Raw genomic sequence first — 19700 nt, forward strand, 5'->3', positions numbered from 1 at the left:
ATAATAACCAGGGGATGCGCTATGTTGTCGTTTAATCACCCGAGGCCGCTTAGTGACACAATGAGCAGCAATCAACCTGCCGCCATGCCGTTACAACAGCAGGCCGACGACAAGCTGTTGCACATGCCTGTGAGTGACGGCCCGGTGGATATCCCGGCGCCATCCGCTGCGCCTCCCGTTCCCTTATCCGAACTGCATTTCTTCGTGCGCTACACGCTGGGTGAATACATCAGCTTCATGTGGCAGCACGGCGGTTTCCTGATCCGCCGCCGGCGCATCCGCTGGCCAGCCAGCCTCTACCTTCGCCTGAAAAGCACCCTGGGGGCCGCCCTCCATTTCGTCATGCTCGGCCGCGGCCGGCGCACCTATGAATTCACCATCGACCAGCACGGCATCGTGCGCACCAGCGGGGGCGTGACCCTGATCGGGTGGGAAGACGTGATCGGCGTGCGCACCTATTCGCGCGGGTTCATGATGGTGCTGAAGCGCGGGACCTTGCCGATTCCGTATCGGGCGCTGTCGGAGGCGCAGGAGGCCGCGATGCGGGAGCTGGCCGCGGCACGCCGCGATGCGTTGTTGTAGGGTGTACGGCTTCGCCGTACGCGCGTTCAGATTCCCGTTGAAATGATGCAGCGCGGTTTCACCGAGGTCGGTTGAACGCGCGGACGGCGAAGCCGTCCACCCTACGATCACGTCGAATCCAGCGCCGCGAATCAATCCGCGAACAGCACCGGCATCTCGAGCGACCGCTTCTTGAGCGCCAGCCGCGCCCCGTCGTAATCCGGATACACCTCGGCCACGGTCGCCCAGAAACGCGGACTGTGGTTCATCTCGCGCAGGTGCGCCAGTTCGTGCACCACCACGTAGTCGACCAGCGACGCGGGATAGTGGACCAGCCGCCAGTTCAGGCGGATATTCCCCTCGATCGTGCACGAACCCCAGCGCGTGCCGGCCGAAGACAGAGCGAAGGCCTTGTAGGCCACGTTCAGCTGCGGCGCGAAGAAATCCAGGCGCTCCTTGAACAGCCGTTTCGCCTCGGCCTGGAACCACAGCTTGACGCGTTCCTTCAACTGCCATTCCGACAGGCCTGGCACTACGCCGATCCATAGCTCGCGGTTCGCCGCGTCGTACTGGCAGTGGCTGCGCGCCGCTTCTTCCAGGCGCAGGGTGATCTCGCCGCCCAGGTAGGGCAGGCGGGCGCCGTCCTTCCATTCGACCGGTGCACGTTCCTGGCGTTGGGCGCGGCGCTCGCCGCGTTCCAGCAGCTTGGTGAGGATCCAGCGCTGCTTGGCGCGGATCGCGTTGTCGATGTCGATTTGCGTGCAGCGGCGCGGGGCGGTCACGCGCAGGCCGTCGTCGTCGATCATGAAGCCGATCGAGCGGCGCGTCGAGCGCCGCAGGGCGTAATCGACCGTATGGGACCCGAGGACGATGCGCTTGAGCGGCGGCTCGCCCTCGGCGACGGGCGGACTCGGTATGAGGTGGCGCGGCGCCGGGGGCGGCGCCTTGAAGAGAGGCTGCGAGGGCGGGGCCGGTTTATCCGAAGGCTTGAGCGCCGCGAAGAATTCCTGTGCAAACAGTTCCAGCTGGTGCCCGTCGATCCTGGAAGAGGTCATAAGTTGCTGCGGTTTCGAATTCCTGATCTGGGCGCTGACGTCGCTCAGCCACCTCTGTAGACGTGGGGCGAGATAACGCGCATTTCGGATTCTATCCAATTTTCGACCTCTTGCATCATGCTGTCGGGGGTGTGATTGTCCGGCGAAATCGGCTTGCCGATCGAGACCGTGATCAGGCCGGGGCGCTTCAGGAAGGAATTCTTCGGCCAGCACTCACCTGAATTATGCGCGATCGGCACGACCACGGTTTGGGTTTCGACAGCCAGGCGCGTACCGCCGCTCTTGTACTTGCCTTTCTGGCCGACCGGGATGCGCGTCCCTTCCGGGAACATGATGATCCACTGGCCATCGGCCAGGCGCCGGCGGCCGTGCCTGACCACCTGGGCGAACGCGTTCTTGCCCTGCTTGCGGTCGATCGGGATCATGCGCAGCAGCGCCATGCCCCAGCCGAAGAAGGGGATGTAGAGGATCTCCTTCTTGAAGACGTAGACCAGCGGCCGGGTGAGGTTCGGCAGCAGGAAGATGGTCTCCCACGCCGACTGGTGCTTGGACAGGATGATGGCCGGGCCGTCCGGCAGGTTCTCGTAGCCCTTGAACTCGTAGCGGATGCCGCAGATGACCTTCGCACACCAGATGATGAAGACGTTCCAGCGCGAGGTCACCCAGAAGCGCTTGTTGTAGGGCAGCGGCGCCGCCAGGAAGCATACACAGGCCCACACCACGGTGGCCACGATCATGACGATCTTGAAGAGCAGGGAACGCAGGAACAAGCTGAGGGTATGCAAAGGGGCTCCGGACAATGGACTGGTTCTGGATGTTATAGCTTACTTATTTACTCGGACCGCTGTGCCGCGGTCTTGAGGAAGGCGTTCACCATCGACGCGAGGTCGGGGAATACCTGGGTGCCGGGCGGCAGGCCGCCGGTCTGCTGCGTCTTCTCGCCCTTGCCGGTCAGGACCAGGTAGGGCACACAGCCCAACTTGAAGCCGGCCTGCAGGTCGCGCAGCGAGTCGCCCACGGTGGGCACGCCCTTCAGGCTCAGCTTGTAGCGCTTGCTGATCTCTTCGAACATGCCGGCCTTGGGCTTGCGGCAGTCGCAGTTGTCGGCCGCCGCATGCGGGCAGAAGAAGATGGCGTCGATGTCGGCGCCGACCAGCTGGGCGCTGGCATGCAGTTTCTGGTGGATCGCGTTCAGGGTCGTGATGTCGAACAGTTCGCGCGCGATGCCCGACTGGTTCGAGGCGATCACGACCCGGTAACCCGCCTGGTTCAGGCGGGCGATCGCTTCCAGCGAGCCGGGAATGGGGATCCACTCCGCCGGCGACTTGATGAAGTCCGGCGAATCGTGGTTGATGACCCCATCCCGGTCGAGGATGATGAGTTTCATGATAAGGCCTTATGCCGCGAGCTTGGAGATGTCGGCCACGCGGTTCATCATGCCGTGCAGCTGCGACAGCAGCGCCAGGCGGTTGTTGCGCAGGTTAACGTCGTCCGCCATCACCATGACGTCGTTGAAGAAGGCGTCGACTTCATCCTTCATCAGCGCCAGCGTCTTGAGGGCGCCGGTGAAGTCGCTCTTCTCGAACGCGCTGGTGACTTCGCCCTCGAGCGCGGTCATCTTGGCGGCCAGCGCGCTTTCCGCCGGCTCGACCAGCAGCTCCTGCCTGACCGACGCGTCGGCCGGCATGGCGTCCTCGTTCTTCTTGAGGATGTTGGTGATGCGCTTGTTGGCGGCGGCCAGCGAGCTCGATTCCGGCAGGGCCGCGAAGGCCTGCACCGCTTCCAGGCGCTGGACCACGTCGTCGACGCGGTCCGGGTTCTGGGCCAGCACGGCCTCGACCTCGTTCGGCGAGAAGCCGCGCTCGCGCAGCATGCCGCGCAGGCGGTCCAGCATGAACACGGTGACTTCGGTACGCGGGTCCTTGAACGCCGCCTGGCCTTCGAACACGCCGGCCGCTGCAGCCAGCAGCTCGGAAATCGACAGCGGCAGGCGCTTCTCGACCAGCATGCGCATCACGCCCAGGGCGTGGCGGCGCAGCGCGAACGGATCCTTCTCGCCGGTCGGCTGCAGGCCGATGGCCCAGATGCCGACCAGGGTTTCCAGCTTGTCGGCCAGCGCGGCCACCAGGCCGGTATTGGTCGAGGGGAGCGCATCGCCGGCGAAGCGCGGCTGGTAGTGCTCGGAGGCGGCCAGGGCGACTTCCTCGTGCTCGCCGTCGTGGCGCGCGTAATAGGTGCCCATGATGCCCTGCAGTTCAGGGAACTCGCCGACCATGTCGGTCAGCAGGTCGGCCTTGGCCAGCCGTGCGCCGCGTTCGGCCAGCGGCACGTCGTAGCCCAGGCGGCGCGCGATGCTGCTTGCCAGGATCGTGACGCGCTCGCTGCGCTCGAGCTGGGTGCCGAGCTTGTTGTGATAGACCACGTTCTCCAGCAGCGGCAGACGCGATTCCAGGGTCTTCTTCTTGTCCTGCTCGAAGAAGAACTTGGCGTCCGACAGGCGCGGGCGCACCACGCGCTCGTTGCCGCCGATGATGGCCGACGGGTCATCGGTTGCCAGGTTCGAGACGATCAGGAAGCGCGAGCGCAGCTTGCCCGTGCTATCCGTCAGCGCGAAATACTTCTGATTGGTCTGCATCGTCAGGATCAGGCATTCCTGCGGCACCGCCAGGAATTCTTCCTCAAAGCGGCATTCGTAGACCACCGGCCATTCCACCAGCGCGGCCACTTCGTCGAGCAGCGATTCCGGCATCAGGACCTGGTCGGCGCCTGCCTTGTCGAGCAGCTGCTTGCGGATGCTTTCCTTGCGGGCTTCGGCGCTCGACAGCACCTTGCCTTCGCTTTCCAGCACGTGCGCGTACTGGTCGGCGTGCGGGATGGCGATCTGGCCGCCGTGCGACAGGAAGCGGTGGCCCATGGTGTGGCGGCCGGCTTCGAGGCCCAGCAGCGTCAGCGGCAGCACCTCTTCGCCATGCAGGGCAAGCAGCAGGTGCACCGGGCGCACGAAGTGCACCGTGTCGCCGCTCGGGCGCTGGTAGCTCATGACCTTCGGGATCGGCAGCTTGCTGACGGTCTCCTGCAGGACGTCCTGCAGGGCGCCCGCGAGCTGGCTGCCGCTGGCGGTATAGGTGTAGAAGAAGGATTCGGCCTTGCCGTCCTGGGCGCGTTCGAGGTCGCTGATCTTCAGGTCGGGGAAGCCCAGCGCGGCCAGCTTCTTGCCAAGCGGCGCGCTCGGGTTGCCGTCCTTGTCCAGGGCGACTGAGACCGGCAGCACCTTTTCGCGGATCGATTTGTCGGGCGAGGTGCCGCGCACATTGGTGATCGTGACCGCCAGGCGGCGCGGGGTGGCGTGGGACGTGACGACGCTATCAAGCTCAAGAAAGTCGCGTGCCTTCAGGCCGTTGGCGATGCCGTTCGCAAAGGCGGCGCCCAGCTTGACGAGCGCTTTCGGCGGCAGTTCTTCGGTCTGGATTTCGACGAGGAGAGTCTGGTTCATGGTTTGTTCTGTTCTTCTTTAAGCAGCAGCCTTGTCGGCACCTGGAAGCATCGGGAAGCCGAGCTTCTCGCGCGAGTCGTAGTAGGCCTGGGCCACCAGGCGCGACAGGGTGCGCACGCGGCCGATGTAGGCGGCGCGCTCGGTCACCGAGATGGCGCCGCGCGCATCCAGCATGTTGAAGCTGTGCGAAGCCTTCATGATCTGCTCGTAGGCCGGCAGCGTCAGCTGCAGCTCGACCAGGCGCTTGGCCTCGGCTTCGTGGTTGCTGAAGGCCTGGAACAGCAGCTCGGTATTCGCATGCTCGAAGTTGTAGGTCGACTGCTCGACTTCGTTCTGGTGGAAGACGTCGCCGTAGGACAGGGTTTTCTTGACGCCATTTTCTTCCCACTCGGTCCACACCAGGTCGTACACGTTCTCGACGCCCTGCAGGTACATGGCCAGGCGCTCGATGCCGTAGGTGATCTCGCCCAGCACCGGCTTGCAATCGAGGCCGCCGACCTGCTGGAAGTAGGTGAACTGGGTGACTTCCATGCCGTTCAGCCAGACTTCCCAGCCCAGGCCCCAGGCGCCCAGGGTCGGGCTTTCCCAGTCGTCTTCGACGAAGCGCACGTCGTTCTTCTTCAGGTCCAGGCCCAGGGCCTCGAGCGAGCCGAGGTAGAGGTCGAGGATGTTCTCCGGCGCGGGTTTGAGCACCACCTGGTACTGGTAGTAGTGCTGCAGGCGGTTCGGGTTCTCGCCGTAGCGGCCGTCCTTCGGGCGGCGCGACGGCTGCACGTAGGCGGCGCGCCACGGCTCCGGGCCGATCGCGCGCAGGAAGGTGCCGGTGTGGAAGGTGCCTGCGCCGACTTCCATGTCATAGGGCTGCAGCAGTGCGCAACCCTGCTTGTCCCAGTAGGTCTGCAGGGTGAGGATGATTTGTTGGAATGTGAGCATCGGATGTGAGCAATATGTGGGGCGCTGCGGCATTGCCTGCCGCGGTCACGGTAAATTTGCCAAATGACCAATTCTACTAAGTTTTACCGGTAGGCTGGGGAGCGATTCAACTCAGCAGTACGAATTGGTGGGGTTTTTGTAGGGTGGACGGCGGAGCCGTCCACCCTACGAAACCCGATTGCGGTAGCGGCCGGCGATCCATGCGCCGAGGAGCATCAGGCCGCCGAGCGCCAGGAAAGCCAGGTTGCCGGCGCGGACGTACGGGGTCAGGCCTTCGGTGCCGCGCACCGTGGCCGCCAGCACGCCGCGCTCGTAGAAGGGCAGGCGCTGCACGACGTTGCCGCGGCCGTCGATGATGGCGGTGGCGCCGTTGTTGGTCGAGCGCAGCATCGGGCGGCCGGTCTCGATGGCGCGCATCTGCGAGATCTGCAGGTGCTGCGGGATCGCCACCGATTCGCCGTACCAGGCCAGGTTCGACACGTTCAGCAGCAGCGTCGCCGGCTTGGCGGCATTGCGCAGCTGGGCCGCGATCTCTTCACCGAAGGCGTCCTCGTAGCAGATGTTGGGCAGCACCAGCTGGTCCTTGACCGGGAAGGGCGCCTGCAAGGGCTCGCCGCGGGTCTGGTCGCCCAGCGGGATGCTCATCAGGTCGGTGAACCAGCGGAAGCCCGGCGGGATGAATTCGCCGAAGGGCACCAGGTGGAACTTGTTGTAGAGGTAGCCTTGCGTGCCTGCCGCGCTGCGCGGATCGAGCGCGATCACGCTGTTGGCGTAGCGGCCCTCGTGGCTCAGGGTCGGAATGCCGATCATCAGGTGGCTGCGGGTCTGCCGGGCAAAGCCCTGCAGCGCATCCAGGTAGCCGTCGGGAAGCTGCTGCGGCGTGACGGGGATCGCGGTCTCCGGCGTGGCGATCAGGTCGGCCGGGGCCGCCGTGATCATCGCCTGGTAGCGCTCGATGATCTCGAACAGGTAGGCCGCGTCGAATTTCTGGTCCTGCCGCACGTCGCCCTGCAGCAGGCGCACCGTCACCGGCTGTCCCACCTCCTGGGTCCAGCTGACCTGCTTCAGGCCGAAGCCGGCCGCCATCACGGCCGCAAGCAGGCCGATGGCCGGCCAGCGCGCGCGCTGGGTCAGCATCACCAGGCAGCCGGCGCACAGGGCGGCCAGCACGCCGAGGCCGTAGACGCCGACGATCGGCGCGTAGCCGGCGAGCGGCGAAACATTGTGGGCATAGCCCGAGGCCGCCCACGGGAAACCGGTGAAGATCCAGCCGCGCATCCATTCCGATACGCCCCACACGGCGGGCAGCACCAGCAGCACGAAGGCGCTCACCGGCAGCGACCACTTGCGGCGCAGCCAGCTGGCGGCGCCGCCGGCGAAGGCGCCGAACAGGCCCATGTACAGGCCGAGCAGGGCGATCGCGATCGCCCCCAGGATGGCGGGCAGGCCGCCGAAGCGGGTGACGGCGATGTACAGCCAGTGCATGCCGGCCACCGACCAGCCGAAACCGAAGGCCCAGCCCAGCCACACGCCGCGCCGCGGCGAGGTCCCCATGCCGACCTGGTAGAAGAAGTAGGCAAGGGACAGGAACTGCAGCGGCCACCAGCCGAAGGGCTGGAAGGACAGCAGCGAGGTAGCGCCGGCCAGCGCCATCAGCACCAGGGCCTTCGGAGAAGGCCTGGCGCCGCGGTTTGCCGGGTCAGTGGCAGTGGAACGGTCCGGCGATCCGGGCTGGGTACGGCGACGCAGCATCAGTCGCGGTCGTCTTCGGCGTAAGGCAGCTTCTCGACCAGCAGCACGTGGATCTGGCGCGCGTCGGCGCGCAGCACTTCGAAGCGCAGGTTCTGGAGGTCGAACACTTCGCCCTTGTGCGGCATGCGCCCGAGGTGGCTGGCGACCAGGCCGCCGATGGTGTCGGCATCGTCTTCGGGCAGGTCGGCGCCGACTTCTTCGTTGAACTGCTCGATCTCGGTCAGCGCCTTGACGCGCCAGCGGGGACCCAGCTGGCCTTCCTTGATCGACAGGATGTTGTCTTCGTCCTCGTCGAAGTCGTATTCGTCCTCGATGTCGCCGACGATCTGCTCGAGCACGTCCTCGATGGTGATCAGGCCGGCCACGCCGCTGTACTCGTCGACGACGATGGCCATGTGGTTGTGGTTGGCGCGGAAGTCGCGCAGCAGCACGTTCAGGCGCTTCGATTCCGGGATGAAGATCGCCGGGCGCAGCATCTTGCGCACGTCGAAGGAGTCCTCGGCGTAGTAGCGCAGCAGGTCCTTGGCCAGCAGGATGCCGACCACCTTGTCGCGCTCGCCCTCGATGGCGGGGAAACGCGAGTGCTGGGTCTCGAGCACGATCGGCAGCCACTGCTCGATCGGATCGGTAATGTCGATCACGTCCATTTGCGAACGCGGCACCATGATGTCGCGCACGGACAGGTCGGAGACCTGGAACACGCCCTCGATCATCGAGAGTGCGTCGGCGTCGATCAGCTTGCGTTCGTGGGCTTCGTGCAGGACTTCGAGGAGTTCTGCGCGGTTTTCAGGCTCGGGGGAGATGAGTGCGGTCAGCCGTTCGAACAGCGACCGGTGGGGTTTGACGTCCGATCGGACGTCACTGGGATACTCGGGCATAGTTTGGCGTGAAGCCGTTGTTGCGATGGGTATAGGATACACCAAAAGGGCGAAAGGCCCATCATGCGCGCCGATGACGGCATGTTGACGTACGGAAAGGGCGGGATCGGTCCCGCCCCATTTTTCAGTCCGAGTACGGGTCCGGATAGCCGAGCACTTCCATGATGTCGCGCTCGAACTGCTCCATCTCGTCGGCTTCCTCATCGTGCTCGTGGTCGTAGCCCTGGGCGTGCAGGACGCCGTGCACCACCAGGTGGGCCGCGTGTTCCTCGACCGTCTTCTTCTGCTCCTCGGCCTCGCGCAGCAGGACGTCGGTGCACAGGATGATGTCGGCCTGGGTCGGGTCGTCCTCGCCCAGTTCCTCGCCTTCGTTGTAGGCGAAGGTCAGCACGTTGGTCGCATAGTCCTTGCCGCGGTACTGGCGGTTCAGGGCCAGGCCTTCCTCGGCATCGACGAAGCGGATCGACAGTTCGGCCGGGCCGAGCAGGGCGGCTTCCACCCAGCGCTGCAGCATTTCCTCGGTGATCTCCTTTTCGAGGCGGGTGTCGGGATACTGGACTTCGAGGTCGAGCTTATGTTTTTTTTCTTGCATTTTTCACAGGGGTCGGTTTGGGGAGGGCGGCCAGTTCCTCGATCGAGGAGTTTTTCTCGTAGGCGTCGATGATGCGCGCCACCACCGGGTGGCGCACCACGTCTTCGCTCGCGAAGTGGGTGAAGGCAATGCCGCGTACGTTCTTCAGCACGTGGATGGCGTCGACCAGGCCGGAGCGCTGCGACTTGTGCAGGTCGACCTGGGTGACGTCGCCGGTGATCACGGCCTTGCTGCCGAAGCCGATGCGGGTCAGGAACATCTTCATCTGCTCGACCGTCGTGTTCTGGGCTTCGTCCAGGATCACGAAGGCGTGGTTCAGCGTGCGCCCGCGCATGTAGGCCAGCGGGGCGATCTCGATCACCTGCTTCTCGAACAGCTTCTGGGTGCGATCGAAGCCGAGCAGGTCGTACAGCGCGTCGTACAGCGGGCGCAGGTAGGGGTCGACTTTCTGGCTCAGGTCGCCCGGCAGGAAGCCGAGGCGCTCGCCCGCTTCCACCGCGGGACGGGTCAGGATGATGCGCTTGACCGCGTCGCGTTCCAGCGCGTCCACGGCGCAGGCCACCGCAAGATAGGTCTTGCCGGTGCCGGCCGGGCCGACCCCGAAGCTGATGTCGTGCTCGAGCACGGACCGCAGGTACTGGATCTGGTGCGGGGTGCGGCCGCGCAGGTCGCTGCGGCGGGTCTTCAGTGTCGGGCTGACCAGTTCGGACAGTTCTTCCGCGCCGGCGGCCGCGCTGCCGTCCTCGTCGTCCTTGGCCGCTGCTTCCGGCGCTTCGGCTTCGCCCGGTGCACGCGGCTTCAGGCCGGAGCGCTGTTCCACCAGGGCCAGCTGCACTTCCTCGATCGGCACGACCTTGTTGGCGACCGCGTAGAAGCGCTCCAGCAGTTCGACCGCGCGCTCGGCATTGCTGCCGCTGACGATGAATTTCTCGCCGCGCCGGAAGATGGTGACGTCAAGCGCGGCCGAGATCTGGCGCAGGTTCTCGTCCAGTGGGCCGCACAGGTGGGCAAGCCGCGTGTTGTCGAGCGGCTCGGGGATGAAGTACGAAGGCTGGGTGGGTGTGTTTTTCAACTGGCTTTGGCAATCGTGTCTAGGTTGGCGACGAGTTCGCCGCTGAGGAAATAATCGTGGCTGGTCACGATGCGCACGTCGACCAGTTGCCCAAGCAGCTCGAGACCGTCGTCTGCGCTGAAGTTGACCACGCGATTGTTTTCGGTACGGCCTTGCAGCTGTTCCGGGTGTTTCTTGGACGGGCCTTCGACCAGCACGCGCTGGACGCTGCCGACCATTGCCGCACTATATTTGCGCGTATTCGCATCAATCAAGGCCTGCAAACGCTGCAGGCGACTCAGTTTTACTTCATGCGGAGTGTCGTCCTCGAGGTTGGCGGCCGGGGTGCCCGGGCGCTTGCTGAAGATGAAGCTGAAGCTGTTGTCGAAACCGACGTCCTCGACCAGTTTCATCATGGCCTCGAAATCGGCGTCGGTTTCGCCGGGGAAGCCGACGATGAAGTCGGACGAGAAGGCCATTTCCGGGCGCACCGCGCGGATGCGGCGGATGATCGACTTGTATTCGAGGGCGGTATAGCCGCGCTTCATGGCGCCGAGCACGCGGTCGGAGCCGTGCTGCACCGGCAGGTAGATGTGGTTCACCAGCTGCGGGATCTTCGCGTAGGCGTCGATCAGGCGCTGGGTGAATTCCTTCGGGTGGCTGGTGACGTAACGCAGGCGCTCGACGCCGGGAATATCGGCGATGTATTCCAGCAGCAGCGCGAAGTCGGCAATCTCTCCAGCTTCCATGGCGCCGCGGTAGGCATTCACGTTCTGGCCCAGCAGCATGATTTCCTTCACGCCCTGGGCGGCCAGGCCGGCGCACTCGGTCAGCACGTCCTCGAAGGGACGCGAGACTTCCTCGCCGCGGGTGTAGGGCACCACGCAGTAGCTGCAGTACTTGCTGCAGCCTTCCATGATCGACACGTAAGCGACCGGACCTTCCACCTTGGCGGGCGGCAAGTGGTCGAATTTCTCGATTTCCGGGAAGCTGATGTCGACCTGGGCGCTGCCGCTATGGCGGCGCTCGCGGATCAGCTGCGGCAGGCGGTGCAGGGTCTGCGGTCCGAACACCACGTCCACGTGCGGCGCACGCTTGACGATGGCTTCCCCTTCCTGCGAAGCCACGCAGCCGCCCACGCCGATCACCAGGTCCGGCTTGTCGCGCTTGAGCGCCTTGAAGCGGCCCAGGTCGGAGAACACTTTCTCTTGCGCTTTTTCGCGCACCGAGCAGGTGTTGAGCAGGATGACGTCGGCGTCTTCGGGCGAGTCGGTACGGACCAGCCCATCGGATGCACCGAGGACGTCCGCCATCTTGTCCGAATCGTATTCGTTCATCTGGCAGCCGAAGGTCTTGATGAATACTTTTTTCTGCATGGAATGCTGTATTGAAAGAGGAGCGAATGCTTTGGCAAAAACAGGAGCTCAGTTTAGCGTAAATCGTTTGAACCCCCTGAATGGCGATGTGCGCCTGCATTTTAATGCCACAGGGAACGATAGGTTTCTTAACCTAAAGTCGTTGCAAAGCTGCTCAGATTGTTAAATGTGAGATGATGAGCAAAAGCCCTCGGTTCCTTGAAAATGATCATGTTGGAATCGATTCTTTCTTCTTGTAAATCAACAGCTTCGACTCAACTTATAACTAGGAAAATTTATTGCAGAAATCTCTTGCGTGCGCCACAAATAATCCCCATGTGCTGAAATGCCTATGTGACAAGCTTTCCGCACGATAGCTTGATTTCTGACAATGAGTCACATGCGCCGCTCGGATGTACTGTGGACGTATGAGCCTGATAATTTGTTTGAAAGACAAGTGCGCATGCGGAGAGGGTACGCGGGAGTATGCAATTCGATACATGTCTTAAGGAGTTCTTCAGGCTCGACCTGTTTAATTTCCTGAAGGTAGTCCGGAACTTATGTTGACGAAATGTAGTCTTTAACAAAAGTTCGTAAAGGAACTATTTTAACCAAACTGAAGAGGTAAACATCATGGCACAACAGCATCATGCTCTGTCTTCGCAGGAAAGCTACAACCCGAACCATCTGCTGGACATCCTGCTCGGTAAAATGCAGCTGAAGAACGACGCCGCGCTGTCGCGCATGCTCGAAGTTGCGCCGCCAGTCATCAGCAAAATCCGTCACCACCGCCTGCCGGTCGGCGCTTCGCTGTTGATCCGCATGCACGAAGTGACCGGCATGAGCATCCGTGACCTGCGCGACCTGATGGGCGACCGCCGCACCAAGTATCGCCTCTCGGACGCACAAGGCCGCCCGAAGCCAGAAGAGAAGGCAGCCCAGGCAGCCGCCGCAGCGGCAGCCCAGCAGCAACAGCAGCAACAGCCTCAGCAACAGCAGCAAGGTAACGAAGCAAATCCGTCGACCGGCAATTATGCTCACTGATGCCGTGGGCATGACGGCCGCGCCTGTCATGCCTTCGGTGCCAGCGGGCTGCGGCACCTCGCCCTGAGCGTTGTGCCGCGCCGGTTCGACCGGCTTTCGCGCAGCCCATCTGCGCTATTCCCGTTTCCGTCAGGCCATCAGGATGGCCGACATCTCCTCGTACTGCAGTTCGGTTTCATGGAAGACCTGCAGCCACGCTTCTTCCGCCATGCCCAGCGCCGTCCAGGCCACCGAGGACACGCGCGGCACCAGCTCGTCCGGATTCCCGGCCAGGTCCAGCGCATGCACGACCGCGCTCGCCACGTGCACGATCGTCGCCAGGAAACCGGCGCCCGCAGCTTCCGGCGTGTGGTGGTAAGCGATCGCCTGGCGCATGGTGTCCGAGAAATTCCAGTGCGCCGCCAGCGCCACGCCGGCGTCGACGTGGTCCACGCCCAGCAGGGCGCGTTCGGCATCGATCAGCTCTCCGTCAAGTTTGTCGCGCAGCGACAGCACCGCCTGGTAGCGCTCGGGGAAACGCGACACCAGCACCAGCCGCCCGATGTCGTGCAGGAGGCCGGCGGTGAAGGCGTAGTCCGCATTGAAGCGAACCCGGCGCGCCAGCGCGCGGGCGCAGGCGGCGGTGGCGATCGAGTGGCGCCAGAAGGCCTTGTCGTTGAAGCTCGGGCAGCGCCCGGCCGGGAAGCAGCCGGTCAGGGCTGCCGTGGTGATCAGGTTGCGCGTGGCCTCGAAGCCGAGGTAGGTCATGGCCTGCTGGATCGTGGTCGCCTTCACCTGCAGGCCGAAGGCCGAGGAGTTGGCCAGGCGCAGGGTCTTGGCCGTCAGCGCCGGATCGTTCGCTACCTTCTTCGCCAGCACGGCGATGTCGAGGTCTTCCTGGTCGAGGCTGCCGAGCAGTTCCATGACCACGGCCGGCAGCGAGGGCAGGTCCTCGACGCCGCCCAGGATGTCCGCGCTGTCGATCCCGTCGCCCTGTTCAAGGTGTGCGTTCATGGCGCCACCTCGCGCCGCAGGCGGTAATCCTCGACGTAGCGGCGCAGCAGGCCGGTGGCCCAGTCCGCGTGGTCGTCGCGGTCGTTGCGGCGGAACAGATGGTCCAGCCGCGCCTGCACCGCGCCCGGGTCCGGCTCGCTCGAGGGGGCAGCGCGGCGGATCGGGGCCGCGCCAACGCCGTGCCGGGACAGCGACAGGATGGTCGCCTCGCCCAGCACCGCGCCTTCGGCCAGCAGCACGTTTCCGTGCGCATCGAGCAGCGCATCGGCGAGCACCATGCCCGGATACAGGTGCGCCAGCGGCACCAGTTCGTAGCTATCGCTCATTCTTTCTCCTGTTCTTTCCTGCTTCCAATAACTTGGACGATCTTAACACCGGGGGTGGGGGCGCCGCCCGGCCTGGCACAGCTTTGTGGCATTCCCGCAGCAGGTATTGAGAAATGTTGTACGCTTGCAATTCGCGACCGTGTCGCCCCCATCATGAAAGGAAAACGATGAAGCTCTATATCAGTCCAGGCGTGTGTTCGCTGGCGCCGCACATCGCGCTGATCGCTGCCGGCCTGCCGTTCTCGGTCGAGCGCGTGAACATGAAGACCAAGGCCATCGCCAGCGGCGGCGACTACCGCGAGATCAATGACAAGGGCGCGCTGCCGGCCCTGCAACTGGACGACGGCAGGGTGCTCACCGAAGCCGCGGTCCTGCTGCAGTACGTCGCCGACCAGGCACCTGGCGCGAACCTGGCCCCGGCCTACGGGACCTTCGAGCGCTACCAGGTCATGGAATGGCTCAACTATATCGCCACCGAGGTGCACAAGCGCTTCACGCCGCTGTTTACGCCGGGCTGTACCGAAGAGGGCCGTGCCGCGGCGTGGGCTGCGCTGGCGCGTCCGCTGGATTACCTGGCCGGCAAGCTGGCAAACCGCGATTTCCTGATGGAGAGCGGCTTCACCATCGCCGACGCCTACCTGTTCACCGTGCTGAACTGGGCGCTGTTCGCCAGGTTCAGCCTGGACGACTGGCCGGCCCTGCAGGCCTTCCAGGCGAGAATCGGCGCCATCCCGGCCGTGCAGGAAGCGCTGCGCGCCGAAGGTCTCGCCTGAGTCCGTCGAAGCTCGAGCACTGCGCCACGCCGGGGTCGCCTCGGGTAGGATCGCGCCCATGAACAGCTCCTGCTACATCGCATTCTTGCGAGGGAATTAACGTCGGACGCGCCAAGCGCATTGCCATGGCCGACCTGCGCACGCTGGTCGGAGGCCTGGGCTATACCGGCGTGCGCAGCCTGCTCAACAGCGGCAACCTCGTGTTCCGGGCGGAAGGCGCCACGGCGCAGGAAGCCGCCGGGGCGATCGAGGAAGCGCTGGTGCTCAGGCTCGGCGTGGCCGCGCGCGTGTTCGTGCTCGGCCGCGAGGAACTGGGCGCGATCATCGACGGCAACCCGCTGCTCGATGTGGCGACCGACCACGCGCGCCTGATCGTGTTCCTGCTGGGTGCGGCCGCACAACGCGACAAGCTGGCTGCGCTCGACAGCCGCGACTGGGGCTGCGAGCGGCTCGCGCTGGGGGAGCACGCTGCCTATGTCTGGTGTCCGGAAGGGATGTTGCTTAGCGCTGCGGCTACGTCTCTTGGGAAACTTCTTGGGGATGGCACCACATCCCGTAACTGGAACACGCTGCTGAAACTGCAGGCCCTGTGCGATGGCGCCTGAGCGCCGGTGTCCAGTGGGGCCGGACAGAGGCGCTTGTTCAGGCCCCGATGGCTACTTGAACTTCTCGCTACTGTCGCGCCCCGCCTTGTAGCCGATCAGGATCAGCCCCAGCAACATCATCGCGAACACTTCCGGTTCGGGCAGCTCCGACATGTTCGCCGGCGGCGCCACCACGTCCTGGCGCTGGGTGACCGCCAGGTTGCGTACCGGTTGCTGTACGCGCGCCATGGCCTGGTTGCTGGTAGAGAGGTCGATCAGGGCAGCTTGCGCGGGACTGCCGAGGCAGATCGCCAGTGCTGCTGCCAATGCGTATCTATTCATAGCCGTTCCTCTTGATGTTGCTCGCTTGCTGATACTGGTGTTCTTGCCCGGTCTTGCCTGCGTGGCGACTTGCTTCCGGCTGAGACAGCCCCATATATGACAGGTCGCATCACGGCACTCCGGTGAAATCAGCATATCAAAAGCGGACAAATTGCTGCGCTCAATTGAATTGCTGAGTTGCACAAAGAAGTCATCAGTTTGATGAAAGATGAGTGCATGTTGCGATCAATCAAAGAAATCCCGGTGTCGCAGATTAGCCTCGCAGACATCCTGACATTATTGCAAGCGGATGCTCGGAATGGCATGTTGTTTTAGCAAAGAAATCGCTTTTATTTAAAAGTTCGATAATTTTTGCTGATAATCTGCCAATAAATTTCATTATTTATTTACTCACTATCGTTGCGATCGCTATTTTTTTCGTCGCTCCGTATACACCTCGGTTTTTTTTACAGGTATAGTCTCCTTATCCCATTGCCCTCGGGCATCAAAACAATACCAAACGAACACGTTTGGAACCATAAAGCGGCCACCACGCGCCGCACGCCGATCCCGCGAGAGACCAACGCCGGCACGGCACCCCAGAAGCACCGCTGTCCGACAACTTTGCTTAAAGATCAAACGATGCCGAATTTCGCCCAACTTCAGGTTGCTTTCAAGAACGCATTCAAGAGCGTGTACGTCCGCATTTCGCTGGCAGTGCTGCTCGGTGTGATTGCGGCAGTGACAATCTGGAAATCGACCGTGCCGCAGGATCCGAATCCGGTGGTGCAGTCGCAAAATATTGCCGAGATCACCGAACTGGCCGCGCACAAGGGCCGCCTGGAATACCTCCTGATCGCCAAGCCGCTGTCGGAGTCGCCGCGCTACGTCTACAAGTTCAAGGACGCCGAGGCGATCCACGTGGTCAAGGTGCCGAGCACCTCGCACCTGTCGCTCGAGCGCGAGGTGCTGCTGAAGAACGCGATCCCGTACTCGATCGCCAAGGACGACTACCTGGCCAGACACAAGGCCGTGATGGACGACGGCGCCACCGCCCTCGACACTGCCGGCACCTTCCTGAAGAACTATGGCCTGACCATCGGCGTGCTGCTGCTGGTGCTGTACCTGCTCAAGTTCGGCGTCCCGGGCATGGGCATGAGCGCCTCGGTCATCACCCCGGACAAGCTCAAGGGCAGCATGGACGACCTGATCGGCATGGACGACATCAAGCAGGAAGTCCTGCACCTGGAAGACATGATCCGCAACCGCGACGAATACCAGTCGCACAACATCGACAAGCCGTTCAACGTGATGCTGACCGGTCCGGCCGGTACCGGCAAGACCAAGCTGGTCGGCTACCTGGCCAAGCGCCTGGACATGCCGCTGATCTCGGCATCGGGTTCGGCGCTGGAATCGGGCTACGTCGGCGGCGGTTCGAAGGCGCTGAACGCGCTGTACAAGAAGGCCTGCGCCAAGGGCAAGTGCATCATCTTCCTGGATGAAGCGCAAAGCCTGTTCATGCCGCGCGGCCGCAGCGAAAAGAAGTGGGAAGACGACACCGCCAACACCCTGCTGGGCCTGCTGGACGGCGTGAAGAGCGACAAGGGCCAGGGCGTGATCTGGGTGGTCGCCTCGAACTTCGACGACTCGAACACCGAGATGGACGAAGCGATGCTGCGCCGCTTCTCGGTCAAGATCAACTTCCGCCTGCCGAACAAGGGCGAGCGCAAGGAATTGCTGCGCAGCTTTCTGGCGCGCAAGAAGGACGGCCTGGTCGACTGGACCGACACCAACCTGGACCAGGTGGCGGAAATCACGCAGAACCTCAGCCCGGCGCTGCTGGAAACCGTGGTCGAGCGTGCGTCGATGCTGTCGATCCAGGAAAAGACGATCATCAACACCAACCTGCTGTTCCGTGCCTATGAGCGCGCCACCATCGGCCTGACCGACCGCGCGACCACGGCCGAGAAGACCAAGCAGCGCGAGCGCATCGCCCTGCACGAACTGGGTCACTTCTTCATGCAGATCGATCCCTACCTGCGCGCTGGCATGAGCCTGGCCGAAGTGAAGGAAAAGTCGCACCTGCTGAAGATCAGCACCGAAGCGGTGTCGAAGATTGGCGCGCTGGGCTACGTGCTGCAGTCGGGCCAGGATATGTCGCTGCGTACCCTGGAAGAGCTGGAGCGCGACGTGATCGGCCTGTACGGCGGCGTGGCGGCGGAAGAGCTGTTCTACGGCCCGCGCGGCATCTCGGTGGGCAGCCAGAACGACATCGAGAAGATCACCAAGATGCTGAACCTGATGGTCGGCCGCCTGTCGATGTACTCGCGCTCGAAGCTGGACTATTCGCAGCTGCAGAAGGACATGGGCGGCGAGCACACGCTGCGCCTGGTGGAAGAAAAGGCAGACGAGCTCTACAGCTACACCCTGAACGCGATCCGCGACTACAAGCTGGTGATCGAGTCGCTCAAGGACACCCTGATGGAAGAGTATGTGCTCTCAAAAGATGCGGTGTTCGCGCTGCTCGAAGAGCGCAGCGAGCTGATCCATTCGCAGCTGCACGGCCGCCACGCGAACCTCAAGCTGTGCGTGGAAGAAGTGGTGGCCGCCTGAGTACCCAAGGTTTTTCCTTGCTGTTCTTCAACCCGCCTGGCGCAAGCTGGCGGGTTTTTTTATGTCGGCGTGCGCAGGATGGCCGCCGGCAGCCGGTGGCACAGCATTTGCCATTCTGATGCGGGCTGCGTGCATTCCGGAGCCGGGTGACGCCGGCCGGCGCTGCCGTGCACCGGCTTTGCCAGGGGCTACAAGGAACGAAAACTGCCGGGAAGGGAAGGGAGCGTCCCGGCACGGGGTACTAACGGTTTGTTAGATTGGTACGGCGTTCGGGAGGGTCTCCCTCTTCAAAGCCCGCTACAAATAACATGAGCAATTCGCTCGGAACCTTCTCATGCCCTGCTTCAAGTAGATTGTTCGCGATCATCGTCAGTTCGGCCGGGTTGGCCTTGCCTTCGGTGTTGTCGATTGCGCGTCTCGTTACTTTGCCAAGTTCAAAGGCTAACTCGGCGATCGTAGTTTTTCCTGGGTCGTTCATGTTACTTCCTCCGTTGACTGTCTGGCCGAACTCTTCCATCAAGATCAGCATAGCAGGTCACAGAGCCAAGACATCACAGGCTATCAGAAGGACAGGAGTCGACCGTGGATTCAATTGGCGCCGGCGCTACTTTCCAATCGCTTTCAGGTCGCGCGCCAGATGTCCGGTCAGGGGCAGAAGGTGGAAGGAGGCGCGTACGGATCTGTGGCGTGCATGAAGATAACTTCATGGTCTCCGCTTTTGTCCAGCCGCTCAGCCTTCGCGCCACCAGGTTTCCCAGCCCTTGTTGCGCGCCATGGCGCTCGAAGGCAGCTGCGTCATCAAGAGCCAGGCGCCGATCAGGTCGACGCAGGCGAACAGCGCGTTCAGGAGCGACACCAGCATGACCAGGTCGGAGCGAATTGACCACAGCGCGCACACTACCAGGGGCGCCACGCTGATGATCAGGAACGGCGCCAGGAGTACCCCCACGAAGCGGTTGCGCGACATCTCACCGAGGTACATTGCGTAAAACAAGCCCTTCGAGGGCCACACGCCGTACACCGAATCGTCGGACAGGCCGGCCTTCGGGTGCGCCATGCCGTGCACCATTTCGTGCAGCACGATCAAGATGGCGATGGCCGCAAACGCCTCCCACAGCGGCGGCACCTGCGGCTTGCCGGTGATGGGCGTGAGCCAGTACCACAACACGGCCAACAGCACGGCCACCCCCATGCCGACCGGTGCGCCGATCAGCTGGATCTTGTCTGCGCGCGGTTCATCGAGCTTGCGCCAGGGAGCGGTCGGGTTGAAATCGTCGGGGTCGGGCACTGCGCCCATCTTGAATTTCATTGCACTTGGCGCACTGCGAGATCGTCGCCGGCAAAGTCGTACATCAGCAGAAGTTGCATGCGAAACT

At 63.2% G+C, this 19700-nt stretch carries 20 protein-coding genes; 5 read left to right on the plus strand and 15 right to left on the minus strand.

Annotation, left to right across the window (positions count from 1 at the left end; genetic code table 11):
• Positions 1-60 precede the first annotated feature (60 nt).
• Complete coding sequence (locus tag YWC_RS0118160) at positions 61-582, plus strand: YcxB family protein (RefSeq protein WP_229413133.1); 522 nt, start codon at positions 61-63, stop codon at positions 580-582.
• A 131-nt stretch (positions 583-713) separates the two neighbouring features.
• Here YWC_RS0118160 and YWC_RS0118165 read toward each other — a convergent pair whose 3' ends face one another.
• From YWC_RS0118165 to miaB, 10 genes are all read right to left on the minus strand, one after another.
• The gene (locus tag YWC_RS0118165; RefSeq protein WP_027866665.1) at positions 714-1616 is read right to left on the minus strand and encodes a M48 family metallopeptidase; all 903 of its coding nucleotides are present in this window, start codon (positions 1614-1616) and stop codon (positions 714-716) included.
• 44 nt (positions 1617-1660) lie between these two features.
• Positions 1661-2401 carry a lysophospholipid acyltransferase family protein gene (locus YWC_RS0118170; protein WP_027866666.1) on the minus strand — a complete coding sequence of 247 codons (741 nt, stop codon included), beginning with the start codon at positions 2399-2401 and terminating at the stop codon, positions 1661-1663.
• A 47-nt stretch (positions 2402-2448) separates the two neighbouring features.
• Positions 2449-3003 (minus strand): D-glycero-beta-D-manno-heptose 1,7-bisphosphate 7-phosphatase, encoded by a 555-nt coding sequence (gene gmhB / locus YWC_RS0118175; RefSeq protein WP_027866667.1) that lies wholly within the window; start codon positions 3001-3003, stop codon positions 2449-2451.
• 9 nt (positions 3004-3012) lie between these two features.
• Positions 3013-5109: a glycine--tRNA ligase subunit beta gene (gene glyS, locus YWC_RS0118180; RefSeq protein ID WP_027866668.1), complete on the minus strand. Its 2097-nt coding sequence runs from the start codon at positions 5107-5109 to the stop codon at positions 3013-3015.
• Between the two features lie 18 nt (positions 5110-5127).
• Complete coding sequence (gene glyQ, locus YWC_RS0118185) at positions 5128-6042, minus strand: glycine--tRNA ligase subunit alpha (RefSeq protein ID WP_027866669.1); 915 nt, start codon at positions 6040-6042, stop codon at positions 5128-5130.
• 165 nt (positions 6043-6207) lie between these two features.
• A complete protein-coding gene (gene lnt, locus YWC_RS0118190) occupies positions 6208-7794 on the minus strand; it encodes an apolipoprotein N-acyltransferase (RefSeq protein WP_027866670.1) in 1587 nt (528 codons plus the stop codon).
• Positions 7794-8672: a CorC family transporter gene (locus tag YWC_RS0118195; RefSeq protein ID WP_027866671.1), complete on the minus strand. Its 879-nt coding sequence runs from the start codon at positions 8670-8672 to the stop codon at positions 7794-7796. Before YWC_RS0118195 ends, lnt begins: the two co-directional genes overlap by 1 nt.
• Positions 8673-8796: 124 nt before the next feature.
• On the minus strand, positions 8797-9264 hold the full coding sequence (gene ybeY / locus YWC_RS0118200) for an rRNA maturation RNase YbeY (protein WP_027866672.1): 468 nt from the start codon (positions 9262-9264) through the stop codon (positions 8797-8799).
• Positions 9245-10336, minus strand: coding sequence for a PhoH family protein (locus YWC_RS0118205; protein WP_027866673.1), 1092 nt, complete (start codon positions 10334-10336; stop codon positions 9245-9247). The genes ybeY and YWC_RS0118205 overlap by 20 nt, the downstream gene beginning before the upstream one ends.
• Entirely contained in the window at positions 10333-11691 is a 1359-nt protein-coding gene (gene miaB, locus YWC_RS0118210; RefSeq protein WP_027866674.1) for a tRNA (N6-isopentenyl adenosine(37)-C2)-methylthiotransferase MiaB, read from the minus strand. The genes YWC_RS0118205 and miaB overlap by 4 nt, the downstream gene beginning before the upstream one ends.
• A gap of 612 nt (positions 11692-12303) precedes the next feature.
• On the opposite strand from miaB, the gene YWC_RS0118215 reads away from it, so the two are divergent.
• The gene (locus YWC_RS0118215) at positions 12304-12714 is read left to right on the plus strand and encodes a hypothetical protein (protein ID WP_027866675.1); all 411 of its coding nucleotides are present in this window, start codon (positions 12304-12306) and stop codon (positions 12712-12714) included.
• A gap of 129 nt (positions 12715-12843) precedes the next feature.
• Here YWC_RS0118215 and YWC_RS0118220 read toward each other — a convergent pair whose 3' ends face one another.
• Both YWC_RS0118220 and YWC_RS0118225 read right to left on the minus strand, forming a co-directional pair.
• The gene (locus YWC_RS0118220; protein ID WP_051306549.1) at positions 12844-13707 is read right to left on the minus strand and encodes an HDOD domain-containing protein; all 864 of its coding nucleotides are present in this window, start codon (positions 13705-13707) and stop codon (positions 12844-12846) included.
• Complete coding sequence (locus YWC_RS0118225) at positions 13704-14033, minus strand: hypothetical protein (RefSeq protein ID WP_027866677.1); 330 nt, start codon at positions 14031-14033, stop codon at positions 13704-13706. Before YWC_RS0118225 ends, YWC_RS0118220 begins: the two co-directional genes overlap by 4 nt.
• Before the next feature lie 167 nt (positions 14034-14200).
• Between YWC_RS0118225 and gstA the strand changes: the two genes are divergently transcribed.
• Together gstA and YWC_RS29950 are read left to right on the plus strand one after the other, a co-directional pair.
• A complete protein-coding gene (gene gstA / locus YWC_RS0118230) occupies positions 14201-14806 on the plus strand; it encodes a glutathione transferase GstA (protein WP_027866678.1) in 606 nt (201 codons plus the stop codon).
• Between the two features lie 125 nt (positions 14807-14931).
• Positions 14932-15411: a DUF1697 domain-containing protein gene (locus tag YWC_RS29950; protein WP_229413134.1), complete on the plus strand. Its 480-nt coding sequence runs from the start codon at positions 14932-14934 to the stop codon at positions 15409-15411.
• A gap of 51 nt (positions 15412-15462) precedes the next feature.
• On the opposite strand, the gene YWC_RS0118240 is transcribed toward YWC_RS29950, so the two are convergent.
• The gene (locus YWC_RS0118240) at positions 15463-15732 is read right to left on the minus strand and encodes a hypothetical protein (protein WP_027866679.1); all 270 of its coding nucleotides are present in this window, start codon (positions 15730-15732) and stop codon (positions 15463-15465) included.
• A gap of 621 nt (positions 15733-16353) precedes the next feature.
• Here YWC_RS0118240 and YWC_RS0118250 point away from each other — a divergent pair.
• A complete protein-coding gene (locus YWC_RS0118250) occupies positions 16354-18324 on the plus strand; it encodes an AAA family ATPase (RefSeq protein ID WP_027866680.1) in 1971 nt (656 codons plus the stop codon).
• Positions 18325-18565: 241 nt separating this feature from the next.
• Here the strand turns inward: YWC_RS0118250 and YWC_RS0118255 are convergent, their stop codons facing one another.
• Both YWC_RS0118255 and YWC_RS0118260 read right to left on the minus strand, forming a co-directional pair.
• On the minus strand, positions 18566-18802 hold the full coding sequence (locus YWC_RS0118255) for a hypothetical protein (RefSeq protein ID WP_027866681.1): 237 nt from the start codon (positions 18800-18802) through the stop codon (positions 18566-18568).
• 252 nt (positions 18803-19054) lie between these two features.
• Positions 19055-19633: a DUF3267 domain-containing protein gene (locus YWC_RS0118260; protein ID WP_027866682.1), complete on the minus strand. Its 579-nt coding sequence runs from the start codon at positions 19631-19633 to the stop codon at positions 19055-19057.
• Positions 19634-19700: the final 67 nt, after the last annotated feature.

Source organism: Massilia alkalitolerans DSM 17462 (assembly GCF_000427785.1).
GTDB classification, from domain to species: Bacteria; Pseudomonadota; Gammaproteobacteria; order Burkholderiales; family Burkholderiaceae_D; genus Telluria; species Telluria alkalitolerans.

What these genes read in the sequence shown, in the direction of transcription:
- YWC_RS0118160 (WP_229413133.1), top strand. Translation starts at nt 61, where the DNA reads ATGAGCAGCAATCAACCTGCCGCCATGCCGTTACAACAGCAGGCCGAC.
- YWC_RS0118165 (WP_027866665.1), bottom strand. Translation starts at nt 1,616, where the DNA reads ATGACCTCTTCCAGGATCGACGGGCACCAGCTGGAACTGTTTGCACAG.
- gmhB (WP_027866667.1), bottom strand. Translation starts at nt 3,003, where the DNA reads ATGAAACTCATCATCCTCGACCGGGATGGGGTCATCAACCACGATTCG.
- glyS (WP_027866668.1), bottom strand. Translation starts at nt 5,109, where the DNA reads ATGAACCAGACTCTCCTCGTCGAAATCCAGACCGAAGAACTGCCGCCG.
- glyQ (WP_027866669.1), bottom strand. Translation starts at nt 6,042, where the DNA reads ATGCTCACATTCCAACAAATCATCCTCACCCTGCAGACCTACTGGGAC.
- lnt (WP_027866670.1), bottom strand. Translation starts at nt 7,794, where the DNA reads ATGCTGCGTCGCCGTACCCAGCCCGGATCGCCGGACCGTTCCACTGCC.
- YWC_RS0118195 (WP_027866671.1), bottom strand. Translation starts at nt 8,672, where the DNA reads ATGCCCGAGTATCCCAGTGACGTCCGATCGGACGTCAAACCCCACCGG.
- ybeY (WP_027866672.1), bottom strand. Translation starts at nt 9,264, where the DNA reads ATGCAAGAAAAAAAACATAAGCTCGACCTCGAAGTCCAGTATCCCGAC.
- miaB (WP_027866674.1), bottom strand. Translation starts at nt 11,691, where the DNA reads ATGCAGAAAAAAGTATTCATCAAGACCTTCGGCTGCCAGATGAACGAA.
- YWC_RS0118215 (WP_027866675.1), top strand. Translation starts at nt 12,304, where the DNA reads ATGGCACAACAGCATCATGCTCTGTCTTCGCAGGAAAGCTACAACCCG.
- YWC_RS0118220 (WP_051306549.1), bottom strand. Translation starts at nt 13,707, where the DNA reads ATGAACGCACACCTTGAACAGGGCGACGGGATCGACAGCGCGGACATC.
- YWC_RS0118225 (WP_027866677.1), bottom strand. Translation starts at nt 14,033, where the DNA reads ATGAGCGATAGCTACGAACTGGTGCCGCTGGCGCACCTGTATCCGGGC.
- gstA (WP_027866678.1), top strand. Translation starts at nt 14,201, where the DNA reads ATGAAGCTCTATATCAGTCCAGGCGTGTGTTCGCTGGCGCCGCACATC.
- YWC_RS29950 (WP_229413134.1), top strand. Translation starts at nt 14,932, where the DNA reads ATGGCCGACCTGCGCACGCTGGTCGGAGGCCTGGGCTATACCGGCGTG.
- YWC_RS0118240 (WP_027866679.1), bottom strand. Translation starts at nt 15,732, where the DNA reads ATGAATAGATACGCATTGGCAGCAGCACTGGCGATCTGCCTCGGCAGT.
- YWC_RS0118250 (WP_027866680.1), top strand. Translation starts at nt 16,354, where the DNA reads ATGCCGAATTTCGCCCAACTTCAGGTTGCTTTCAAGAACGCATTCAAG.
- YWC_RS0118255 (WP_027866681.1), bottom strand. Translation starts at nt 18,802, where the DNA reads ATGAACGACCCAGGAAAAACTACGATCGCCGAGTTAGCCTTTGAACTT.
- YWC_RS0118260 (WP_027866682.1), bottom strand. Translation starts at nt 19,633, where the DNA reads ATGAAATTCAAGATGGGCGCAGTGCCCGACCCCGACGATTTCAACCCG.